This window comes from Cryptosporangium sp. NPDC051539, from assembly GCF_044454545.1.
Taxonomy (GTDB): domain Bacteria; phylum Actinomycetota; class Actinomycetes; order Mycobacteriales; family Cryptosporangiaceae; genus Cryptosporangium.
The window spans coordinates 216,916-234,177 of record NZ_JBITDV010000004.1; the positions used below are offsets into that span (position 1 = coordinate 216,916).

The 17,262-nt window shown below is 70.0% G+C and carries 14 protein-coding genes and 3 tRNA genes; 9 read left to right on the top strand and 8 right to left on the bottom strand.

The features are described from left to right. Positions 1–653: 653 nt before the first annotated feature. Both ACIBZJ_RS14635 and ACIBZJ_RS14640 read left to right on the top strand, forming a co-directional pair. A tRNA-Arg gene (locus ACIBZJ_RS14635) sits at positions 654–726 on the top strand. 62 nt (positions 727–788) lie between these two features. Next, a complete protein-coding gene (locus ACIBZJ_RS14640) occupies positions 789–1,538 on the top strand; it encodes a DUF429 domain-containing protein (RefSeq protein WP_395929499.1) in 750 nt (249 codons plus the stop codon). Here the strand turns inward: ACIBZJ_RS14640 and ACIBZJ_RS14645 are convergent. From ACIBZJ_RS14645 to ACIBZJ_RS14655, 3 genes are all read right to left on the bottom strand, one after another. Continuing rightward, positions 1,528–3,567, bottom strand: coding sequence for a SpoIIE family protein phosphatase (locus tag ACIBZJ_RS14645; protein WP_395929501.1), 2,040 nt, complete (start codon positions 3,565–3,567; stop codon positions 1,528–1,530). The genes ACIBZJ_RS14640 and ACIBZJ_RS14645 overlap by 11 nt on opposite strands. 118 nt (positions 3,568–3,685) lie before the next feature. Beyond that, entirely contained in the window at positions 3,686–3,934 is a 249-nt protein-coding gene (locus ACIBZJ_RS14650; protein ID WP_395929503.1) for a DUF2630 family protein, read from the bottom strand. A gap of 152 nt (positions 3,935–4,086) precedes the next feature. After that, complete coding sequence (locus ACIBZJ_RS14655; protein ID WP_395929506.1) at positions 4,087–5,049, bottom strand: RNA polymerase sigma factor RpoD/SigA; 963 nt, start codon at positions 5,047–5,049, stop codon at positions 4,087–4,089. Between the two features lie 176 nt (positions 5,050–5,225). Here ACIBZJ_RS14655 and ACIBZJ_RS14660 point away from each other — a divergent pair, with 176 nt between their 5' ends. Continuing rightward, entirely contained in the window at positions 5,226–5,804 is a 579-nt protein-coding gene (locus ACIBZJ_RS14660; protein ID WP_395929509.1) for a flavin reductase family protein, read from the top strand. A gap of 28 nt (positions 5,805–5,832) precedes the next feature. After that, positions 5,833–6,240, top strand: coding sequence for a DUF2795 domain-containing protein (locus ACIBZJ_RS14665; protein ID WP_395929511.1), 408 nt, complete (start codon positions 5,833–5,835; stop codon positions 6,238–6,240). Here ACIBZJ_RS14665 and ACIBZJ_RS14670 read toward each other — a convergent pair. Next, the gene (locus ACIBZJ_RS14670; RefSeq protein ID WP_395929513.1) at positions 6,226–7,998 is read right to left on the bottom strand and encodes a glycoside hydrolase family 15 protein; all 1,773 of its coding nucleotides are present in this window, start codon (positions 7,996–7,998) and stop codon (positions 6,226–6,228) included. The two genes, ACIBZJ_RS14665 and ACIBZJ_RS14670, sit on opposite strands and share 15 nt — an antisense overlap. Before the next feature lie 229 nt (positions 7,999–8,227). Between ACIBZJ_RS14670 and orn the strand changes: the two genes are divergently transcribed. After that, positions 8,228–8,839: an oligoribonuclease gene (orn, locus tag ACIBZJ_RS14675; protein ID WP_395929515.1), complete on the top strand. Its 612-nt coding sequence runs from the start codon at positions 8,228–8,230 to the stop codon at positions 8,837–8,839. Positions 8,840–8,925: 86 nt separating this feature from the next. After that, positions 8,926–9,001, top strand: a tRNA-His gene (locus tag ACIBZJ_RS14680). A gap of 51 nt (positions 9,002–9,052) precedes the next feature. On the opposite strand, the gene ACIBZJ_RS14685 is transcribed toward ACIBZJ_RS14680, so the two are convergent. Beyond that, the gene (locus ACIBZJ_RS14685; protein WP_395929517.1) at positions 9,053–10,276 is read right to left on the bottom strand and encodes an Ig-like domain-containing protein; all 1,224 of its coding nucleotides are present in this window, start codon (positions 10,274–10,276) and stop codon (positions 9,053–9,055) included. Positions 10,277–10,507: 231 nt separating this feature from the next. Between ACIBZJ_RS14685 and ACIBZJ_RS14690 the strand changes: the two genes are divergently transcribed. Beyond that, a tRNA-Lys gene (locus ACIBZJ_RS14690) sits at positions 10,508–10,580 on the top strand. A gap of 582 nt (positions 10,581–11,162) precedes the next feature. Here the strand turns inward: ACIBZJ_RS14690 and ACIBZJ_RS14695 are convergent. Next, positions 11,163–11,774: a TetR/AcrR family transcriptional regulator gene (locus tag ACIBZJ_RS14695; protein ID WP_395929519.1), complete on the bottom strand. Its 612-nt coding sequence runs from the start codon at positions 11,772–11,774 to the stop codon at positions 11,163–11,165. Positions 11,775–11,823: 49 nt separating this feature from the next. On the opposite strand from ACIBZJ_RS14695, the gene ACIBZJ_RS14700 reads away from it, so the two are divergent. After that, positions 11,824–13,266, top strand: a complete 1,443-nt coding sequence (locus tag ACIBZJ_RS14700; RefSeq protein ID WP_395929522.1) for an MFS transporter — start codon at positions 11,824–11,826, stop codon at positions 13,264–13,266. On the opposite strand, the gene ACIBZJ_RS14705 is transcribed toward ACIBZJ_RS14700, so the two are convergent. Further along, on the bottom strand, positions 13,249–14,283 hold the full coding sequence (locus tag ACIBZJ_RS14705) for an NAD(P)-dependent alcohol dehydrogenase (RefSeq protein WP_395929524.1): 1,035 nt from the start codon (positions 14,281–14,283) through the stop codon (positions 13,249–13,251). The two genes, ACIBZJ_RS14700 and ACIBZJ_RS14705, sit on opposite strands and share 18 nt — an antisense overlap. A gap of 92 nt (positions 14,284–14,375) precedes the next feature. On the opposite strand from ACIBZJ_RS14705, the gene ACIBZJ_RS14710 reads away from it, so the two are divergent. After that, on the top strand, positions 14,376–14,948 hold the full coding sequence (locus ACIBZJ_RS14710) for a TetR family transcriptional regulator (protein ID WP_395929526.1): 573 nt from the start codon (positions 14,376–14,378) through the stop codon (positions 14,946–14,948). Positions 14,949–15,614: 666 nt separating this feature from the next. Here ACIBZJ_RS14710 and ACIBZJ_RS14715 read toward each other — a convergent pair. Next, entirely contained in the window at positions 15,615–17,003 is a 1,389-nt protein-coding gene (locus ACIBZJ_RS14715) for a hypothetical protein (RefSeq protein ID WP_395929528.1), read from the bottom strand. Positions 17,004–17,262 lie beyond the last annotated feature (259 nt).

Sequence of the window (17,262 nt, forward strand, 5' to 3'; positions counted from 1 at the left end):
CGGTCGAGGAGGAACTCAGCCGTGCGACACGCTGTATACAAAGGACTCGCGAACTCCGGTTCCCGAGTCTTGACCAGCGCCGATGTGCTATTTCGCGCCGCAGCGTGTAGCGTTCGACGTCGGGTCAACCGCAGCTGTAGCCGAACTTCAGGAGGTGGTCGTCGTGTCGTCGAACGATCCCTCCAGTAGTCATACCCGGCACGCGCTGCGCTGCGAGAGCGTCGGGAAGACACTGAGACCCTCTCGCTGATTCACGCCTCGCGGTTTTCCGTGTAGCGCAGCCGTGCCGGGACGAGCTCTCGTTCGCCTACCGAGCCGCGCTAGGGGATTCCCATGAGCAAGGTCACTGTTCCGTTCTGCGCCGTCCTCGCACTCGCCTGGATCGTCGCAGTCACGGTTATCAACGCTTCCGCGCACTGACAGTAGTCACCCGGTGGACCATTTGGGGCACGCCATCGTTCGCAAATCGGTCGGTAACCTGATGGAGAAGCACTACTCGGGCTGTCCGTCAGTATCAGTCGACGCGGTTGGCGGGAGACGCGTCGGGAGTGTCCCCCCAGATCCCCGGGCATGGCTCTGACCTGCAGGTTACTCTGCTCTGCGAGGTAGCGGGTTCAGGGCGGGGCCGTCGACGAATCCTGCTCCCGCGCCATGCCCTCGTAGCTCAGCGGATAGAGCAGGTGCCTTCTAAGCACTTGGTCGCAGGTTCGATTCCTGCCGAGGGCACCCTATCGCTCCAGAGGCACCAGCTGAATACTCTCCGTAGCACCGCTGCTGCACCCCCGCTGATGCGTACGGCCGGGGTGGACCTGGCGGCCGAGGCCGCCAACACGGCGATCGCCGTACTCGGCTGGTCGTCTGCCGGAGCGTCCGTGCACCAGGTTCTCGCCGACGTTCCGGACGACGTACTGGTGGACGTCGTCCGAGGCGCCGACAAGACCGGGATCGATTGCCCGCTCGGCTGGCCCGACGAATTCGTGACGTTCCTGGCGGCCTACGCCGGCGGGACGTTCACCCCGCCGGGCGACGTCAGCGGCAAGGACTGGCGCCGGAAATTGGTATACCGCCGCACCGACGAGGTCGTCCGGGCCCGGTTGCGGATGATTCCGCTGAGCGTCGCCGCCGATCGCATCGCGCACCCGGCACTGCGCTGCGCCACCGTTCTCACCCGGCTCGCCGCGCTCGGCGTCCCGGTCGACCGGGACGGGTCGGGCGTGGTCGTCGAGGCCTACCCGGCGGGATCGCTGAACCGCTGGGGCCTGCCGTACCGCCGCTACAAGGGCCCCAAGAACGCCGACGCCCGCCACGCGCTGATCGACCGGCTGCTCGAACGAGCACCCTGGCTCGACCTGGGCCGCTTCGAAGCCCTCTGCCGGGCGTCCGACCACGCCCTGGACGCCGTGATCGCGTCGCTGACGGCCCGGGCCGCCGCGCTCGGCCTGGTCGAGCCGCCCGCCCCCGACGACGCCGCAGCCGCGGCCTCCGAAGGCTGGATCGCCGTCCCCACCGGCGATCTCGGAGCGCTCGTCAGAGCGTGAACTCGGCCCAGACGATCTTGCCGGTGCCCCGGGGCTCGGAGCCCCAGGTCGCGGCGAGGCGGGCCACCACGTCCAGCCCCCGGCCGCCGGTACTGGTCGCGGCCGCCCGCACGACCCGCGGCGGCGTCGGCGAATCGTCCTCGACGACGAGCCGGATCCGATCCGGGTACCGGAACAACGTCAGCTCCACGAGCCCCTCGCCGTGCCGGATCGCGTTCGTGGCCAGCTCGGACGCGGACAGCACGGCCCGGTCGACGACCTCCGGCCCGGCGTCCCACCCGGTCAGCGTCCGGACGACGAACGACCGGGCCCGCCCGATGACACCCGGCGCACCGCGCGGAATCGAGTGCCGGGCCTCGTCCGTACGGCTCTCCTCGCCGAGATCCCGGCGCGCCACCACGACGGCGACGTCGTCCAACCGGTGCCCGGCCGGACCGACCGGCTCCACGACCCGGTCGGCGAGGAGCTCGGCGTTGTCGCCGGCACCGGCCGCGGCCCGCTCGGCGAGTTCGCGCAGCCCGACGTCGATCGAGAGTCCGGGCGCCTCCACCAGCCCGTCGGTGACCAGCACCACGGCGTCACCCGGGCCGATGTGGACCGGCACCGCCAGGTACTCGGCCGACTGGACGCCGAGGATCAGCCCACCGGCGTCCGTCACCATCTCGACCCGCCCGTCGGCCCGGACGATCAGCGGCGGCGGATGCCCGGCCCTGACCACGACACCGTTACCGGTCTCCGGGTCGATCGTGATGTAACAACAGGTCGCCAGCAGCCGCGTCTCCAGATCGACGAGCAGGCGGTTCGTACGCGCGATGACCTCTTCGGGCCGGTGCCCCTCGGAGGCGTACGCCCGCACCGCGATACGCAGTTGCCCCATCACCGCGGCCGCGTGCGCGGTGTGCCCCTCGACGTCACCCACCACCAGACCGACTTCGCCGGACGGCAACGCGATGACGTCGTACCAGTCGCCGCCGACCTGCAGCCCGTCGGTGCTCGGCAGGTAGCGGCACGCGGTGGAGACGCCGGGGATGCCGTCGGTCCGCCGCGGCAGCATCACGCGCTGCAGACCGGCGACGAGCTCGTGTTCGGCGTCGTAGAGCCGGGCCCGTTCGAACGACTGCCCGGCCAGGCCCCCGAGCGCCACCAGCAGCGTCCGGTCGTCGGGCGTGAACGGCTGCGGCTTGTCCCACCCCACCACTAGGCCGCCCACCGGACGGCGGCCGGCGATCATCGGCAGATAGGCCCAGGCCTCACCATCGGCCTCGGCGCCTTCCGGCCACCGGTCGCCGTACGCGTTCGTGTCGCCGGCGAAGATCGGGATCCGGGTCCGCACGGCCTCGGCCAGCGGCCGGGGGTCGTCGAGCGAGGCGCCGTCGAAGTCGAGGATCACGTGGTCGTCGTGCCCGACCGTGTCCTTCACCCGCATCCGGTCGCCCTCGACCACGACGACGCCCAGCGCGGACGCCCCGATCGCGGCCCGCAACGTGTCGGTGAGGACGTTCGTGACGTCCCGGAGCGTCAGCGCCTCGGCCAGTGCGCCGGTGACCACGTTGATGAGCTGGGACCGCTCCCATTCGGCGTGGGAGTCGTCCTGCTGCCGCTGCCAGGACTCCTGCCGCTCGGTGAAGTCGGCGGCGACCCCGATGAGACGTTCAGGGCTGCCGTCGGTGTCGCAGAAGACCCGTCCGCGCGCGTCCACCCAACGCTCGGTGCCGTCCGGGCGGACCACGCGGTACTCGGCCTCGTAGCCACCGCACTCGGCGACGGCCCGCTCGACGAGGTGCTGCACCCGGTCGCGGTCGTCCGGGTGCAGCGCGTCGTAGAACGTGGTGATCCGGCGGTCGAACGTGGCCGGATCGAAACCGAACAGCCGGCAGAGCCGGTCGTCCCAGATGAGCTCGCCGCTGTCGAGGTGCCAGTCGAACGAGCCGACACCGGACGCCTCCAGCGCCAGCTCGAGCCGGCCGAGCAAGAGGTCACGGGAGTCCGCTCCGGGAACGGGAAGCCCCGACGGAACCGGGGATTCCATCAGCGCAGTCCTCCCTGTCCCGACGCCGTCCGGCCTCGACGTAGATCAAGTAACCCCAGTATGTGGGGGCCACACGTCGATCGCCCGTCGAGAATCGGGCCGCGTCACGCGCGGTCGGCTACTGCAGGTACGACTCGACCTCGCTCGTCGGGCGCGCGGCCGCGTCGTCCGGGTTCTGGCCCGCGGACTGCTTGGCACGCCGCTGGCGCAGCAGGTCCCAGCACTGGTCGAGCTCCTCTTCGACCTGCTTGAGCCGCTCGTGCTCCTCGGCCGCGCTGAGCTCACCGGCGGCCAGGCGCTGCCGCAGCGAGTGCTCCTCCGCCACCAGTTCGTCGACCCGCCCGATGATCTGCTTCTCGTCCGCCACGTCTGCTCCCTGTCGTCCGGTGCTTGTCGTCCGGTCCTGTCGTCCGGTGCTTGGCACGAACCGTAGCCCGCCGTGCGTCGGAAGCGACCGCTCGGCGGTGCACACGACGGAGCCCTCCGACCGATCGGTCGGAGGGCTCCGGACGTACTACCTCAGGCGGCGACGACGCCCTCGCTCGCGGCGAGCTCGCGCAGCTGGTGCAGCGCGGCGTTCTCGAGCTGGCGGACGCGCTCGCGGGACAGGCCCAGCGTGCCGGCGATCTCGGTGAGCGACTGCTGCCGCCCGTCCTCGAGGCCGTACCGGGCGCGGACGATCCGCGCGGACCGCGGGTCGAGCCGGTCGATCATCTGACCGAGACCGTCACGCTGGATCGCCGCGATCACGACGTCCTCGGGTGACGGCTCGTCACCGTCGGCGACCAGGTCGGACAGCGAGGTCTCGCCGTCTTCGCCGACCGGGGTGTCGAGCGAAACGGTCTCGCGGGCCCAGCGGATCAGCTCTTCGACCCGGTGCGGCTCGACGTCGAGCGCCTTGCCGAGTTCGGCGATCTCCGGGTCGCGCCCCAGCTCACGGGTGAGGTCGCGCCGGACGTTACGCATCCGGTTGATTTCCTCCACGAGGTGGACGGGAAGCCGCACCGTCCGGGCCTGCTGCGCGATGGCCCGGCTGATCGCCTGCCGGATCCACCACGTGGCGTACGTGGAGAACTTGTATCCACGCTGGTAGTCGAACTTCTCGACCGCACGGACCAGGCCGGAGTTACCCTCCTGCACCAGGTCCAGCAGCGGCATCGCACTGCGCGTGTAGCGCCGGGCGATCGAGACCACCAGCCGGAGGTTGGCCAGAATGAACGCGTCCTTGGCCCGGCGGCCATCGGCCACGAGCCGGTTGAGCTCGGAACGCGTGATGTAATCGGGGAACGTTCCTTCGTCGAGCCAGTGCTCGGCGAGGAGGCCGGCCTCGACCTGCTTCGCCAGCTCCACCTCCTGCGCGGCGTTCAGCAGCGGAGTGCGGCTGATCTCGTGCAGGTATGTGCCGACGAGGTCGCGGTCCGGCACCGCGGAGTCGTCCGCCTCAACGACCCGGGTAGTCGGCTCCACAACGTCCGTCGTCATCGTCTCCCCAATCCCTCTTTGTGCCTCACACGTACGTAACCCTCAACGGCGTTCACCCGGCGTAGATTCCGGTTTCGAAGGGTGATCCGCGCAACGTCGCTTCCCGGCAGCCATCCGCTGGTGTGTGCCCACCGATCGGGCGGGTAACCTGCGGTTGTGAGTTCCCGGATCGATCTGTGACCAACGCCTCGTCACCAATCGGCCCGGAGCAGGTCAAATCAGCCTTCGGACGATTTGCCACCGGTGTCGTCGTGCTCAGCATCCGTGACGGTCGGCCGCCGGTTTCGGCGCCTCCCGGCCCAGATCCTGGTGATCCCGACGAGGACTTCGACGACCCCGCCGACGATCTCGCCGTCACCCTGACAGCGTTCATGACGGTCTCGTTGTTCCCGCCGATCGTGGTTATCGCGATCGATCTTTCCGGCTACCTGGCCGAGGTTCTGCACAGGCGGGCCCACTGGGGCCTTTCGGTGCTGTCGGGGAGCCAGGCGTCGCTGGCCGGCCGGTTCGCGGCGGCCGGGCGTCCGAGCGCACGGCTGCTGCTGGCCGACGAGGAGCACCACCGGGGGGCGTCGACCGGAGCGCTGCTGCTCGATCGCGCCGCCGCGACGCTGGAGTGCGTCACGATTTCCCGTCAGGAGGTGGGCGATCACCTGCTGGTGACCGCGTCGGTGGTGAGCGCGTCCACTGGGCCCGCGGGCAACCCGCTGGTCCGGTTCGACCGCGCCTACCGATCGTTCACCCACCGCGATTGACGCCCGGGGCTCCGGGTACTGCAACCGCATGGATCGCAGCGACAAACACGGGCCACGGGTGGACGACGAACTGAAGCACGAGACCGAGGGTCTGGTGCGCGGGGGGCATTCGACCCGGAGCGAGGAGTGGCGCGACCCGGAGCCGTCGGGCGAGGACCAGCCCGACGCCGACTTCGCCCCGAACTCGACGCTGGTCGGCGGTGTTCCGGCGGGGCTGACCCCGGAGGGGGTCGAAGAGCGCTCCGAGCTGGCGGCTCACCTGGGCCGGCACATCTACCCCGCCTACCGCGACCAGATCATCGACCGGCTGATGGAGGAGAACGCTCCCGCCCGGCTGGTCACCCTGGTCGGCGACCTGCCCGCCGACGTGCAGTACGAGAACGCGGGCGAGCTGGCCTCGGCACTGGGCCTGGGGCACGAATCAGAGCGGTTCTGAGCCCCCGATCAGCACGGCGGAGTTCACCAGCGCCACGTGGCTGAACGCCTGCGGGGTGTTGCCCAGGTGCCGTTTCGCGACCGGGTCGTACTCCTCGGCCAGCAGACCCGTGTCACTGGCCAGTGCGACGAGGCGATCGACCAGCGCGACCGCCTCGTCGCGACGCCCGATCAGGTACAGCGCGTCGGCCAGCCAGAAGCTGCAGGCCAGGAACGCGCCCTCGGCGCCGGGCAGGCCGTCGACGGCCTCGGTCTCGGGCCGGTACCGCAGCACGAAACCGTCGACTTGGAGTTCCCGTTGCACGGCTTCGACCGTGCCCACCACGCGCGGGTCGTCGGGTGGCAGGAACCCGAGCTTCGGGATCAGCAGCAGCGACGCATCCAGGCCGGTGGAGCCGTAGTACTGGGTGAACGTGTTCCGGCTGCGGTCGAAGCCCTGGTCGCAGACCTCGGCGTGGATCGCGTCGCGGGTCACGCGCCAGCTCGCGGTGTCGCCGTCCTGCCCGAATTTCTCGGCCAGGCGGATCATCCGGTCGAACGCCACCCAGCACAGCACCTTGGAGTGCACGAAGTGCTGCCGCTCGCCCCGCACCTCCCACAGCCCGTTGTCCGGGCCGCGCCAGGCCGTCCCGAGGTGGTCGAGCAGGCGTTTCTGCAAGCTCCAGGCGTCGTCGTCCGGCGCGATGCCGGCTTCGCGGGACAGGTACAGGACGTCGAGGATCTCGCCCCAGACGTCGAGCTGGAGCTGCTCGCTGGCGGCGTTGCCGATCCGGACCGGCGCCGACTTCTCGTAGCCCTCGAGCCACGGAGCTTCCCACTCGTCGATCCGTCTGCGGCCCTTGATCGAGTACATGATCTGCAGCTCGGCCGGGTCGCCGGCGACCGCGCGCAGCAGCCAGCCCCGCCAGGCCAGCGCTTCTTCCTCGTAGCCGTTGGCCAGCAGCGCCTGGAGCGTGAAGCTCGCGTCGCGGAGCCAGCAGTAGCGGTAATCCCAGTTCCTCGGTCCGCCGATCTGCTCGGGCAGTGAGGTGGTGGCGGCCGCGACGATGCCGCCGGTCGGGTCGTAGGTCAGCGCCTTGAGCGTGATCAGCGAGCGGCGGACCGCGTCGGCCCAGCGGCCCTGGTAGCTGCACTGCTCGATCCATCCGCGCCAGTACGCCTCGGTGTTGTTCACCTGCTCGATGGCGTCCACCTGACGGCCGTTGTTCTGCCACGACTCCCGCCAGGTGAGAACGAACGGGACGTACTCCCCCGCGTGCACGGTGAACTCGCCCACCGTCGAGAAGTTCTCGCCGTGCAGCGGGACGCTGCTGCGCAGCCAGACCGCGTCCGGCCCGGCGACGGCTTCGAACTCCCCGTCGACGTGGCGCACCCAGGGAACGACGCGGCCGTAGTCGAAACGCAACCGCATGACGCTCCGCATCGGCACTGCTCCGGTGACGCCTTCCACGACGCGGACGAGATCCACCGCGTCGTCGCGGAGCGGCATCGTGTCGATCACCCGGACCGTGCCCTCCGGCGTCTCCCAGGTCGTCTCCAGGACGAGCGTGTCTTTCCGGTAGCGACGCCCGGTGCAGACCCCGCCGGCCACCGGGGCGATCTGCCAGTGGCCGTTCTCCTCGTCGCCGAGGATCGCGGCGAAGCAGGCGGCCGAGTCGAAGCGGGGCAGGCAGAGCCAGTCGATCGAGCCGTCGGCGCCGATCAGTGCCGCGGTGTGCAGATCACCGATGACGGCGTAATCCTCGATCCGGCCAGTCATGCCTGTTTTCTCCATTTCGTAGAATTCCTGCCGACGGACACGGCGTCCCTCCTTCGTTGGACGTTAGGCGCAGAGGGGGCGTGCGTCCTGGCGCGGCGGAGTGACCGCGTCGAATCCGCTGACGATCGCGCTCGGCGGGCTGCTCGCATTTCGGACGGCGCAGGACAGTTAGCGGCCGGCAACCTGGTCTTGTGCGCTGTTGTTCATCGGGGTGGATAGGCTGCCGTGCGTGACTGAGCGTTTGGTGTGGGTCGACTGCGAGATGACCGGGCTGGAACTGGGGCACGATGCCCTGATCGAGGTCGCGGCGCTCGTCACCGACTCCGACCTGAACATCCTCGGTGAGGGTATCGACGTGGTGATCCACACGTCCGACGCCGCACTCGACGGGATGCTGGACGTCGTCCGCGACATGCACGCGAAGTCGGGCCTCACCGACGAGGTGCGCGCGTCGACGGTCTCCCTGGCCGAGGCCGAAGACCGGGTGCTGGAATACATCACCAGTTACGTGAAGGACCCGAAGTCCGCGCCGCTGTGCGGGAACTCGATCGCGACCGACCGGGGCTTCCTGGCCCGGGACATGCCGCGTCTCGACAACTACCTGCACTACCGGATGGTCGACGTCTCGTCGATCAAGGAGCTGTGCCGGCGCTGGTACCCGCGGGTGTACTTCGGGCAGCCCGCGAAGGGCCTGGCCCACCGCGCGCTGGCCGACATCCGGGAGAGCATCCGGGAGCTCCAGTACTACCGCCGCGCCGTTTTCGTCCCCCCGCCCGGGCCGGACGTGGAGCAGGCGCGCGCGATCGCCGCGTCCCTGTCGGACCTTCCCGGCGCGAAGTGACGGGTATCTGATTCCCCCGAGGTCGAGGCGCCCCTCCGGGGACCGCTATGATGGGTGAGCCGCGCGGGTAATCGAGCGCGCGCATGGTGGCTGTAGCTCAGTTGGCAGAGCACCGGGTTGTGGTCCCGGGTGTCGTGGGTTCAAATCCCATCAGTCACCCCATGCAAGCGAAAAGGGCCGGTCCGCATAGCGGACCGGCCCTTTTCGCCGGGGTCAGAGGGCGCTACCGGCCTTGTACTGGTCCCAGGAGAGCTCCCAGTCGGTCCAGCCGTCGCCGGGCGTGACCCGGTGGGTGGTGCCGATGATCTCGATCGGGTCGCCCTTGAGCGTCAGGTCGTAGAACCAGGCCGCGTTGCCGTTCGAGGCATTGACACACCCGTGCGAAACGTTCGTGTTGCCCTGCTGCCCGGTCGACCAGGGCGCCGCGTGGACGAACTCGCCGCCCCAGGTGAACCGGACGTCGTAGTAGACCTTCTCGCGGTACCCGCCGGGAGAGTCCGCGGGCACCCCGAACGTGCCGGAGTCGAACGTCTTCTCGTAGGCCTTCTCCATCGCGACCATCCGGCCGGACGACGTCGGCGTGCTGGCCTTACCGAGGCTGATCGGGAACTTCCGGAGCAGCTTGCCGTCGCGGTAGACGTACATCGTCTTGTCTTTGTTCGTCACCTTGCTGATGACGCTCCGGCCCACCGTGAAGCTGGCGAAGCGGTCGCGCTTGCCGTAGTTGCCGTTGCCCATCGGCAGGCCGCCGATGGCGAGGCGCACCGAGACCTTGGTACCGGACGGCCAGTACGCCTTGGGCCGGTAGTGGACCTCGCCGGCCGAGAACCAGTGCCAGGAGCCCTCGACCGCCGGCGTGCTCGTCACGAACAGCCGCTTCTCGACGGCGGCCCGCTGCGACTTGGGGATGTTCCGGGTGAACTCGACCACGATCGGCAGGCCGACGCCGACCGTGTCGCCGTCATTGACGTAGAGGTCGGCGCCGGTGATCGCGCCCGGCTGCGCCATCGTGCTGAAGCTCGTCGTCACGGTCTTGCTCGTGCCGCCCGGCTGCGTCGCCGTGGCGGTCACCTTGTACGTGGTGCCGTAGGCGAGCTGGTTGCTCGGCACCCACGTCGTCTTGTCGGTGGCGACGTTGCCCTTGACCGGCTTGCCGCCCTTGTCCGTCACCGTGACGCTTTCGAGCGCGCCGTTCGTGGTGAACGTCAGCACGGAGCTCGTGAGGACCTTGGTGGCCTTGTCAGCGGGCGCGGTGAGCGAGAGCGTGGTCGGCGCGGCCGGGGCTTCGCTCTTCTCGGTGTTGCCGGCCGGTGAGAACTTGCCGGTCGGGACGTCGCCCCCGCTGTCACACGCGGCCAGTAGGCCGAGCACCAGTAGCACAGCGCCGGCCCGGCGCCACAGCGCGTACTTGTCACCAGTGGTGCGGACTACCCGCATCGAAACCCCGCTCGTCGGCTGAACACCCGGCACATCGTGCCGTAAACCCTCACGACACTGTGAATCACCTGTACACGATGTTGTCAATGCCTACGCCGTAATGAGGTGGTCGGTTCACCGCCGGACGGGGGCCCGGCCGATCGGCGGACGAACCGATTTCAGACCTGACGCGGTGGCTGCTATCGTTGCTTCTCGTCAGCCGGGGAGGCTCAGCCTTCCGGGTACGGACGGGCGCCAATAGCTCAATAGGCAGAGCAGCTGACTCTTAATCAGCGGGTTCGGGGTTCAAGTCCCTGTTGGCGCACTCTTTCTCTTTCTCCCGCAGGTGTCAGAGGCTTGGAGCCTCTCTCTGCACGGTGGTCGCCACTTCTGGGGCCCTCGCGACTGGGCGCGCCGCCTGTCGGCTTCCCAGGCAAGCCGGGCTGACCGTCGCGGGACCGAGGCATCCGTTCCTCACCGGACAGCGGATCCACAGCCGGGCCCCTTCGGGGCAGGACAGGCGCATCGGCCTCGCCTACGCGATGGCTTCGCACCGTCGCCGGACCCGACGCGCTACGCGGCCGGAGCGGGCCGCCGTCCCGCCCGGCCGGGCCAGCAATCGCGGGCTCTCGGCCTTCCGATCCACTGGCCCGGGGTTTGAGACGTCGGCGGCGCACCATTTGTTGGCGGTCCCGACAAAAGGGTGGCTTGCGACCCGAACCCGTGCGACAGGTCGGGCGCCACCAGGGTGATGACCCTCGCGGGCAGTCGCGGTGAACGTCCTCACCCCCCCGCCGTGCGAACCAAAGGATCGAGGTCGACGCGCGGGACTTCGCACCCGGTCAACGCGGCCGGGAACGAGCCGCCTACCCGCGCGCGGTGCGCCGTGAGGCCACGCGCCGGGTCTTCAGGACGGGCCGACTCCGTGGCGTAGGGCGACGAACAGGGCCTCCATGCGCGCCTGGCGGGTGGCTACCACGACCTCGTGGGGCTCTCCGGCCATGACGGTCCGGACGGTTTCGATGAACGCGGCGGCGTAGCCGGCCAGGAAGAACGCGGCCAGGAGCGTGGCGTCGCCCTCGAACGCCGGATCATTCTCGAGCTCCGTCGCCAGCGTCTGCTGGAGTTCGGACGCGATCTCCCTGCTTCGGGCGATCAGCGCGGGCGAGGCCGCGACCGTGCGGAAGAACGGGACGGCCCGGGGGTCCACGCCGGAGAGGGCGTGCCGGGCGCCGGTCAGACCGTCGGCCGTTTCCTGCAGGGACGTCAGGACGTCAATGCCCGGGGGGCGGCCTCGGACCGCGGCCCGGAGGAGCTCGTGGGCGTCCACCGAGCGGTCCAGGAGCAGGTCTTCCTTGCGGGGGAAGTGCTTGAAGACCGTGACGCTCGAGACGCCGGCGGCCTTCGCGACCTCGGCGACCGTCACCTCGTCGAAGCCGCGCTCGAGGAACAGCCGGGTCGCGATCCCCGAGATGCGCCGACGCGTCTCCGGTCCGCCGCGCTCTCCGGTTCTGGGCATCCGACCTCACTCCCTTGCGTCACTAAACTTAGTGACTTAGCTTAGTGGCATGCTCACCACAGCGACACGCTCACCCCGATCCTTGCGGGAGGCGTGGGTAGCCCTGGCGGGGCTCTCCGCGGTCTTCCTGTTCGAGATGCTCGACAACTCGATTCTGAACGTCGCCCTCCCCACGATCGGACGCGAGCTGCACGCGTCCACGACCGCGTTGCAGTGGGTCACCGGCGCCTACGCGGTCGTGTTCGGCGGCCTGATGCTCGTGTTCGGCGCGGTCGCCGATCGCTACGGCCGACGCCGGATCATGGTCATCGGCCTGGTCCTGCTGGGCGTCGCCAGCCTGGCGACCGCCTTCGTGACCACGACCGAGCAGCTCATCACGGTGCGCGCGGCCATGGGGGTCGCGGCCGCGATGACCACCCCGGGCTCGATGGCTCTGGCCTTCCGGCTGTTCGCGGAGGACGGCCTGCGGGTCCGGGCGATCAACATCATCTCGACCGTCGGCCTGGTCGGGCTCGCGATCGGCCCGACGGCGGGCGGCTTCGTGCTCGCGGTCGCACCGTGGCAGGTGCTGCTGCTGGTGAACGTGCCGATCGCCGTGCTCGCGATCGTCGGCATCCGGTTCGGAGTCGCGGCCGACGACCCGGCCGACCTGCACCGGGATCCGGTGGACTTCGCCGGCGCGGCGCTGGGCACGACGACGATCGTGCTCGCTCTCGTCGCGCCGACGCTCTTCGTCGACGAAGGCACCGGAGCGTGGGAACCGTGGGCGTCCACCGCGGCGGCCGTCGTGGCGGCGGTCCTCTTCGTGGTCCGCGAGCGCACGGTGTCGCACCCGCTCCTCGACCTGAAGCTCATCGCTCACCCGCTGGTCTCGAGCGGCCTCGCGTTCAAGGCCGCGGCCGGCCTCGCCATCGCCGGGCTCGGCTATCTGGCGACGCTGCAGCTGCAGCTCGACTGGGGCTGGTCGCCCGCGCTCGCCTCGATCGGGATGCTCCCGCAGGTGCTCGTGCTCATCGCGGGCGGCCTGTTCGTCAGTCCGTTCGTGCGGCGGGTCGGGCTCGAGCGAGCGGCCTGGCTCAGCTCCGGGGCGGTCGTCGCCGGGCTCGCGGTGTACGGCGTGATGAGCCGGTTCGGGTACCCGTGGGTCGCGATCGCCCTCGTGCTGGTGGCGGCCGGGCTGCGCGTGGTCGGGGTGGTCGCCGGGGTCAACGTGCTCCGCGGCCTGCCCGAGAACCGCACGACGATCGGCGCGGCGCTCGTCGACACGGCCAGCGAGGTCACGACCGGGGTCGGGATCGCGGCCTCCGGCACGATCCTCGCGGCGCTGTTCACCGGCACCATCGCGACCTCGCACTGGACCGCCCACCAGACCGCCGAGTTCCGGGACGCGATCACGATCGCCGGCCTGACGCTCACCGCGGTCGCGGCGGTGCTGGTGAGCTGGGGCTTCCTTCGTTCGCGCGGGATCGAGAGCTCAGCCCAGGTCGGCTAGGTCCAGCACGAAGCGGTACCGCACGTCGCCCTTCTCCAGTCGGGTGAGCGCCTCCTCGACCCGGGCCGACGGGAGCAACTCGATGTCCGCGGTGATGCCCTGCTCGGCGGCGAACGCCAGCATCTCGGCCGTGCCCCGCCGGCCGCCGGTGCCCGACGAGGTCAGCTTCTTGCGGCCGAACGTCAGGTTCATGAGCTGCACCGGCACCTCACGCGGATATCCGACGACACACAGCGTTCCGTCGAGCCCCAACAGGCTCAGGAGCGGCGCGAGGTCGTGCGGCCCGGGGATCGTGTCCAGGATCAGGTCGAACCGGCCGAACGCCTCCGCGAACCGTTCCTCGGTCACGAAGCCGGTAGCGCCGAGTGAGACGGCGTCCGCGGCCTTGCCGGGACTCCGGCTGAGCACCGTGACCTCGGCACCGAGTGCGGCCGCGAGCTTCACGCCGAGATGGCCCAGACCGCCCAGGCCGGCGACCGCGACCCGGCTGCCCGGTCCGACACCGGCGGCGCGAAGCGGCTCCCACATCGTGATGCCCGCGCACATCAGCGGCGCGGCCGCAGCCGGCTCGAGACCCTCCGGCAGCCGGTAGGCGAAATCGGACCGCAGGACGTACTCCCGGCTGTAGCCGCCCTTCGTGGTCGTGCCGTCGATCCGGTCCGTCCCGCCGTAGGTGCTGACCGCACCCCGAAGGCAGTAGTTCTCCTGTCCGGCACGGCACATGTCGCAGACACCGCACGAGTCGACGCAGGTGCCGACCGCGACGCGGTCACCGGGTGCGAACTCCGTGACCGCGGAGCCGACCGCGGTGACCGTGCCGGTGAACTCGTGGCCGGGGACGAGCCCGTCGGTGGGCTTGCCGACCAGACCGTGGATCGCGTGCAGGTCGCTGTGGCAGACGCCGCAGTAGTCGACGCGCACCGCGAGGTCGTCGTCGCGCAGGTCGCGGCGCTCGATCGGGACTCGCTCGAGTGCGGTGGAGTTGCCGGTGCTCTGCCAGCCGGTGGTGAGGCGCATGAGGTGCTCCAAACAGACTAGTTGGTCTGTTCGGAGGCTAGCCGGGTCGCGCGACGAAAACAAACTAACTGGTCTGTCTGTAAGATGACCGCGTGCTTCCGACCACCTCCAAGGGCACCGCGACCAGGCGGCGCATCCTCGATGCCGCTACCGGTGAGTTCGCCGAGCGAGGGATCGCCGGTGCGCGGATCGATCGGATCACCGCGGCGGCGCGCACCAACAAGGCTCAGCTCTACGGGTATTTCGGCAGCAAGGACGGGCTGTTCGACGCGGTGGTCACGGACTGCATCGAGCACAGCACCACCGAGATCCCGTTCGACGCCGACGATCTGCCCGGGTGGGCGGTCGCGGTCTACGACGGGAACCTGCGCAACCCTCACCTCGTGCGTCTGCTCACCTGGTCACGCCTCGAGCGACGCACGACCGGGCTGCTGATCCGGGACTTCGAGGCGACTCCGAAGCTCGCGGCCATCGCGACGAGACAGGCGGGCGGGCGGCTGCGCGCCGGTGACCCCGCCGACCTGCTGGTGATGGTGCTCGGGATGGCGTGCGCCTGGTCGCCGTCGAGCAGCGCCTACACCGCGAGCTTCGAGGAACCTTCCGGAGACCACGAGCGGCGCCGGGAATTCCTGCGGGAGAGCGTGGAGCGCGCCGTCGCACCGTGACGGCGCGCCGGTCACGTCCGGGGTGAGCCGCTCGTCCTGGCGGCAGATCCGCGCCATCAGGGAGGTCCGGTGTCTGCCGCTCATGTCGTGATCACGCTCGTCGCCGCGTTCCTCAACGGCTCCGCCGCCGTCACCTAAGCTCGTCGGCTGGGCGGTGTTCTTCGCGGTCGCGACGGCCGCTCTGACGACCGGATTGGCGGTCTGACCGGCGTCGCGGCGCGGATCGCGTTGCCGCTGGCATCCGGGCGCGCCTGAGGGTCTACATAGGAGTGCGCTATAGCGGCGCGGGTGTCCTCACGAGACACTGCTGTGGATACGTTCAACACCGCCAGGTATCGGCGGGACCACCCCCGAGGGGCCAATATTTGTCTCGCGCGGCCCCGTCCGCCCGGAACCGGCGGGGTCGCGCCTTACTCGAGCACTTCATCAGCGAACGCCGAAGCGGCGCGGAGGATCTCCTCCGCGCCGCTTCGGCGTGAATGGGGTGCACCGCCGGCTTCCCCGGCCGGCGGTGCACCCTCAGGCCACCTGAGTCGGCCGCCGGAACTCGCGGACGACGCGGGCCGCCACAGACCGCGTCGTCCGGTTCATCCGGCACCGGCTCGCGGATCCGCTCCTCGACGAAGGCCCACCCGGTCGAGGGGGATCCGCGAACCTCCGGCCGACTCAGGCGAGTGTGCAGTCCGAGACGATCTGCGGGGTGACCTGGTCGACCTGACCCAGAGCCGCTTCGAGGTCGTCCGCACCGAGGGCCTGGGCGATCGTCAGGCCGGTGTTGACGATGATCGCGACCCGCTGGACGGCCAGGGCGCCGAGTGCGTTCGCCTGCGCGTCGGCGTCGTTTTCGGCGGCTACCGCGTCGTTCGCGGCGGCCTCGACGGCGGCGAGCTTCTCGGTGTTGGCGTCGACGGTGGCCTGGGCGTCGGCCGGGACGTCGTCCAGGTTGACGTGGTCGGCCAGGTTGCCGCACTGGATCGCACCGGCACCCGCGTCAGCGTCGGCCGACTCGTTCGCGTCGGCGGATTCCGTCGCGTCGGGGTCGTCCGCAGCCGCGGCGTCGTCGGTCGCGGCGTCGTCGGTCGCGCTGGCGTCGTCCGAAGCAGCAGCATCGTCCGCAGCAGCAGCATCGTCCGCAGCCGCAGCGTCATCCGTAGCAGCAGCGTCAGCAGAAGCGGCATCGTCCGTCGCGGACGGGTCGTCGGTGGCCGCGGCGTCGTCGGCACCCTGGACCGCACAGGTCGAGAGCGTCGCATCGTCCAGGTCCACCTTCACGCCGGCGTCGGTGATCGTCTTCTCGATGCGCTGGATCACCGTGACCCGGTCGGCCGCCAGAGCTTCGAGGATCGCCGCCTGGTCGGCGTCGGCCCCATCCGCACCAGCCGCGTCGTCGGCCGCGGCGTCGTCCGCAGCAGCACCCTTGTCAGCAGCAGCGGCATCGTCGGCAGCAGCGTCATCCGCAGCCGCAGCGTCGTCCGCCGCGGCGCCCTTGTCCGCAGCCGCACCCTTGTCAGCTGCCGCGCCCTTGTCCGCAGCCGCACCCTTGTCAGCCGCCGCGCCCTTGTCAGCAGCGGCCGCATCCTCGGCGGCAGCGTCGTCCGCCGCAGCGGCATCGTCCGCAGCCGCGTCGTCCGCAGCGGCGCCCATGTCGACGGCCGCGCGGTCGGCGGCGTCCCGCTTGCCCTTGTGCGCCTTCTTGGCCTGGTGCGCCTTGTGCACCCACGAGAACTTGTGCTTCGAGTGCTTCGAACCACCCTTGTCCTTCTCGGCCGCGCCCGCGTCCGCCGCCGGCGCGACCTGCTGCTGCGCCTGGGCGATCTGCGACTCCAGCAGAGCCACGTCACCGGCTACCGCCTCGACCGCATCCGCGGGTACCGCGGTCAGCTCACTCGCGACGTCCGGGCAGACGACCTGCTCGACCGCCGCCGACTCAGCCGGCGCGTCTCCCCGCATGTTCGCCGACGAGACGCCGACCATCGCTGCCGCGGTCAATGCAATCGCGGTGCCACCAACGGCTGCCCCGATCGCCCAGCCGGACCGTCCTGCTCGTTTTCGCATTCGGCTCTCCCTATAGATGCACCCGGAAGGGGCTTCGTGCGCCCACGCCATTCACCACGGGGCCGTTCCGGAAGAGGTTCAGCAATTCCGAATTAACGAATAAGGGGTCGCCGGAACCACAAAAGAAATGAGTCAGTCGTATTCACAAAAAAGGGAGCACCGCCAGCGGGGTAACTGGCGATGCTCCCTTGGTGGCCTGAGTCCGGTTAACCGGGATCGGTATTACGCGGACCGCCACAGACCGCGTAACCGCACTCCG

Bases quoted from the DNA above. Each gene is read 5' to 3' on its own strand.
- ACIBZJ_RS14640 (WP_395929499.1), top strand. From the start codon at position 789: ATGCGTACGGCCGGGGTGGACCTGGCGGCCGAGGCCGCCAACACGGCG.
- ACIBZJ_RS14685 (WP_395929517.1), bottom strand. From the start codon at position 10,276: ATGCGGGTAGTCCGCACCACTGGTGACAAGTACGCGCTGTGGCGCCGG.
- ACIBZJ_RS14705 (WP_395929524.1), bottom strand. From the start codon at position 14,283: ATGCGCCTCACCACCGGCTGGCAGAGCACCGGCAACTCCACCGCACTC.
- ACIBZJ_RS14655 (WP_395929506.1), bottom strand. From the start codon at position 5,049: ATGACGACGGACGTTGTGGAGCCGACTACCCGGGTCGTTGAGGCGGAC.
- ACIBZJ_RS14695 (WP_395929519.1), bottom strand. From the start codon at position 11,774: ATGCCCAGAACCGGAGAGCGCGGCGGACCGGAGACGCGTCGGCGCATC.
- ACIBZJ_RS14715 (WP_395929528.1), bottom strand. From the start codon at position 17,003: ATGCGAAAACGAGCAGGACGGTCCGGCTGGGCGATCGGGGCAGCCGTT.
- ACIBZJ_RS14645 (WP_395929501.1), bottom strand. From the start codon at position 3,567: ATGGAATCCCCGGTTCCGTCGGGGCTTCCCGTTCCCGGAGCGGACTCC.
- ACIBZJ_RS14665 (WP_395929511.1), top strand. From the start codon at position 5,833: ATGGATCGCAGCGACAAACACGGGCCACGGGTGGACGACGAACTGAAG.
- ACIBZJ_RS14700 (WP_395929522.1), top strand. From the start codon at position 11,824: ATGCTCACCACAGCGACACGCTCACCCCGATCCTTGCGGGAGGCGTGG.
- ACIBZJ_RS14670 (WP_395929513.1), bottom strand. From the start codon at position 7,998: ATGACTGGCCGGATCGAGGATTACGCCGTCATCGGTGATCTGCACACC.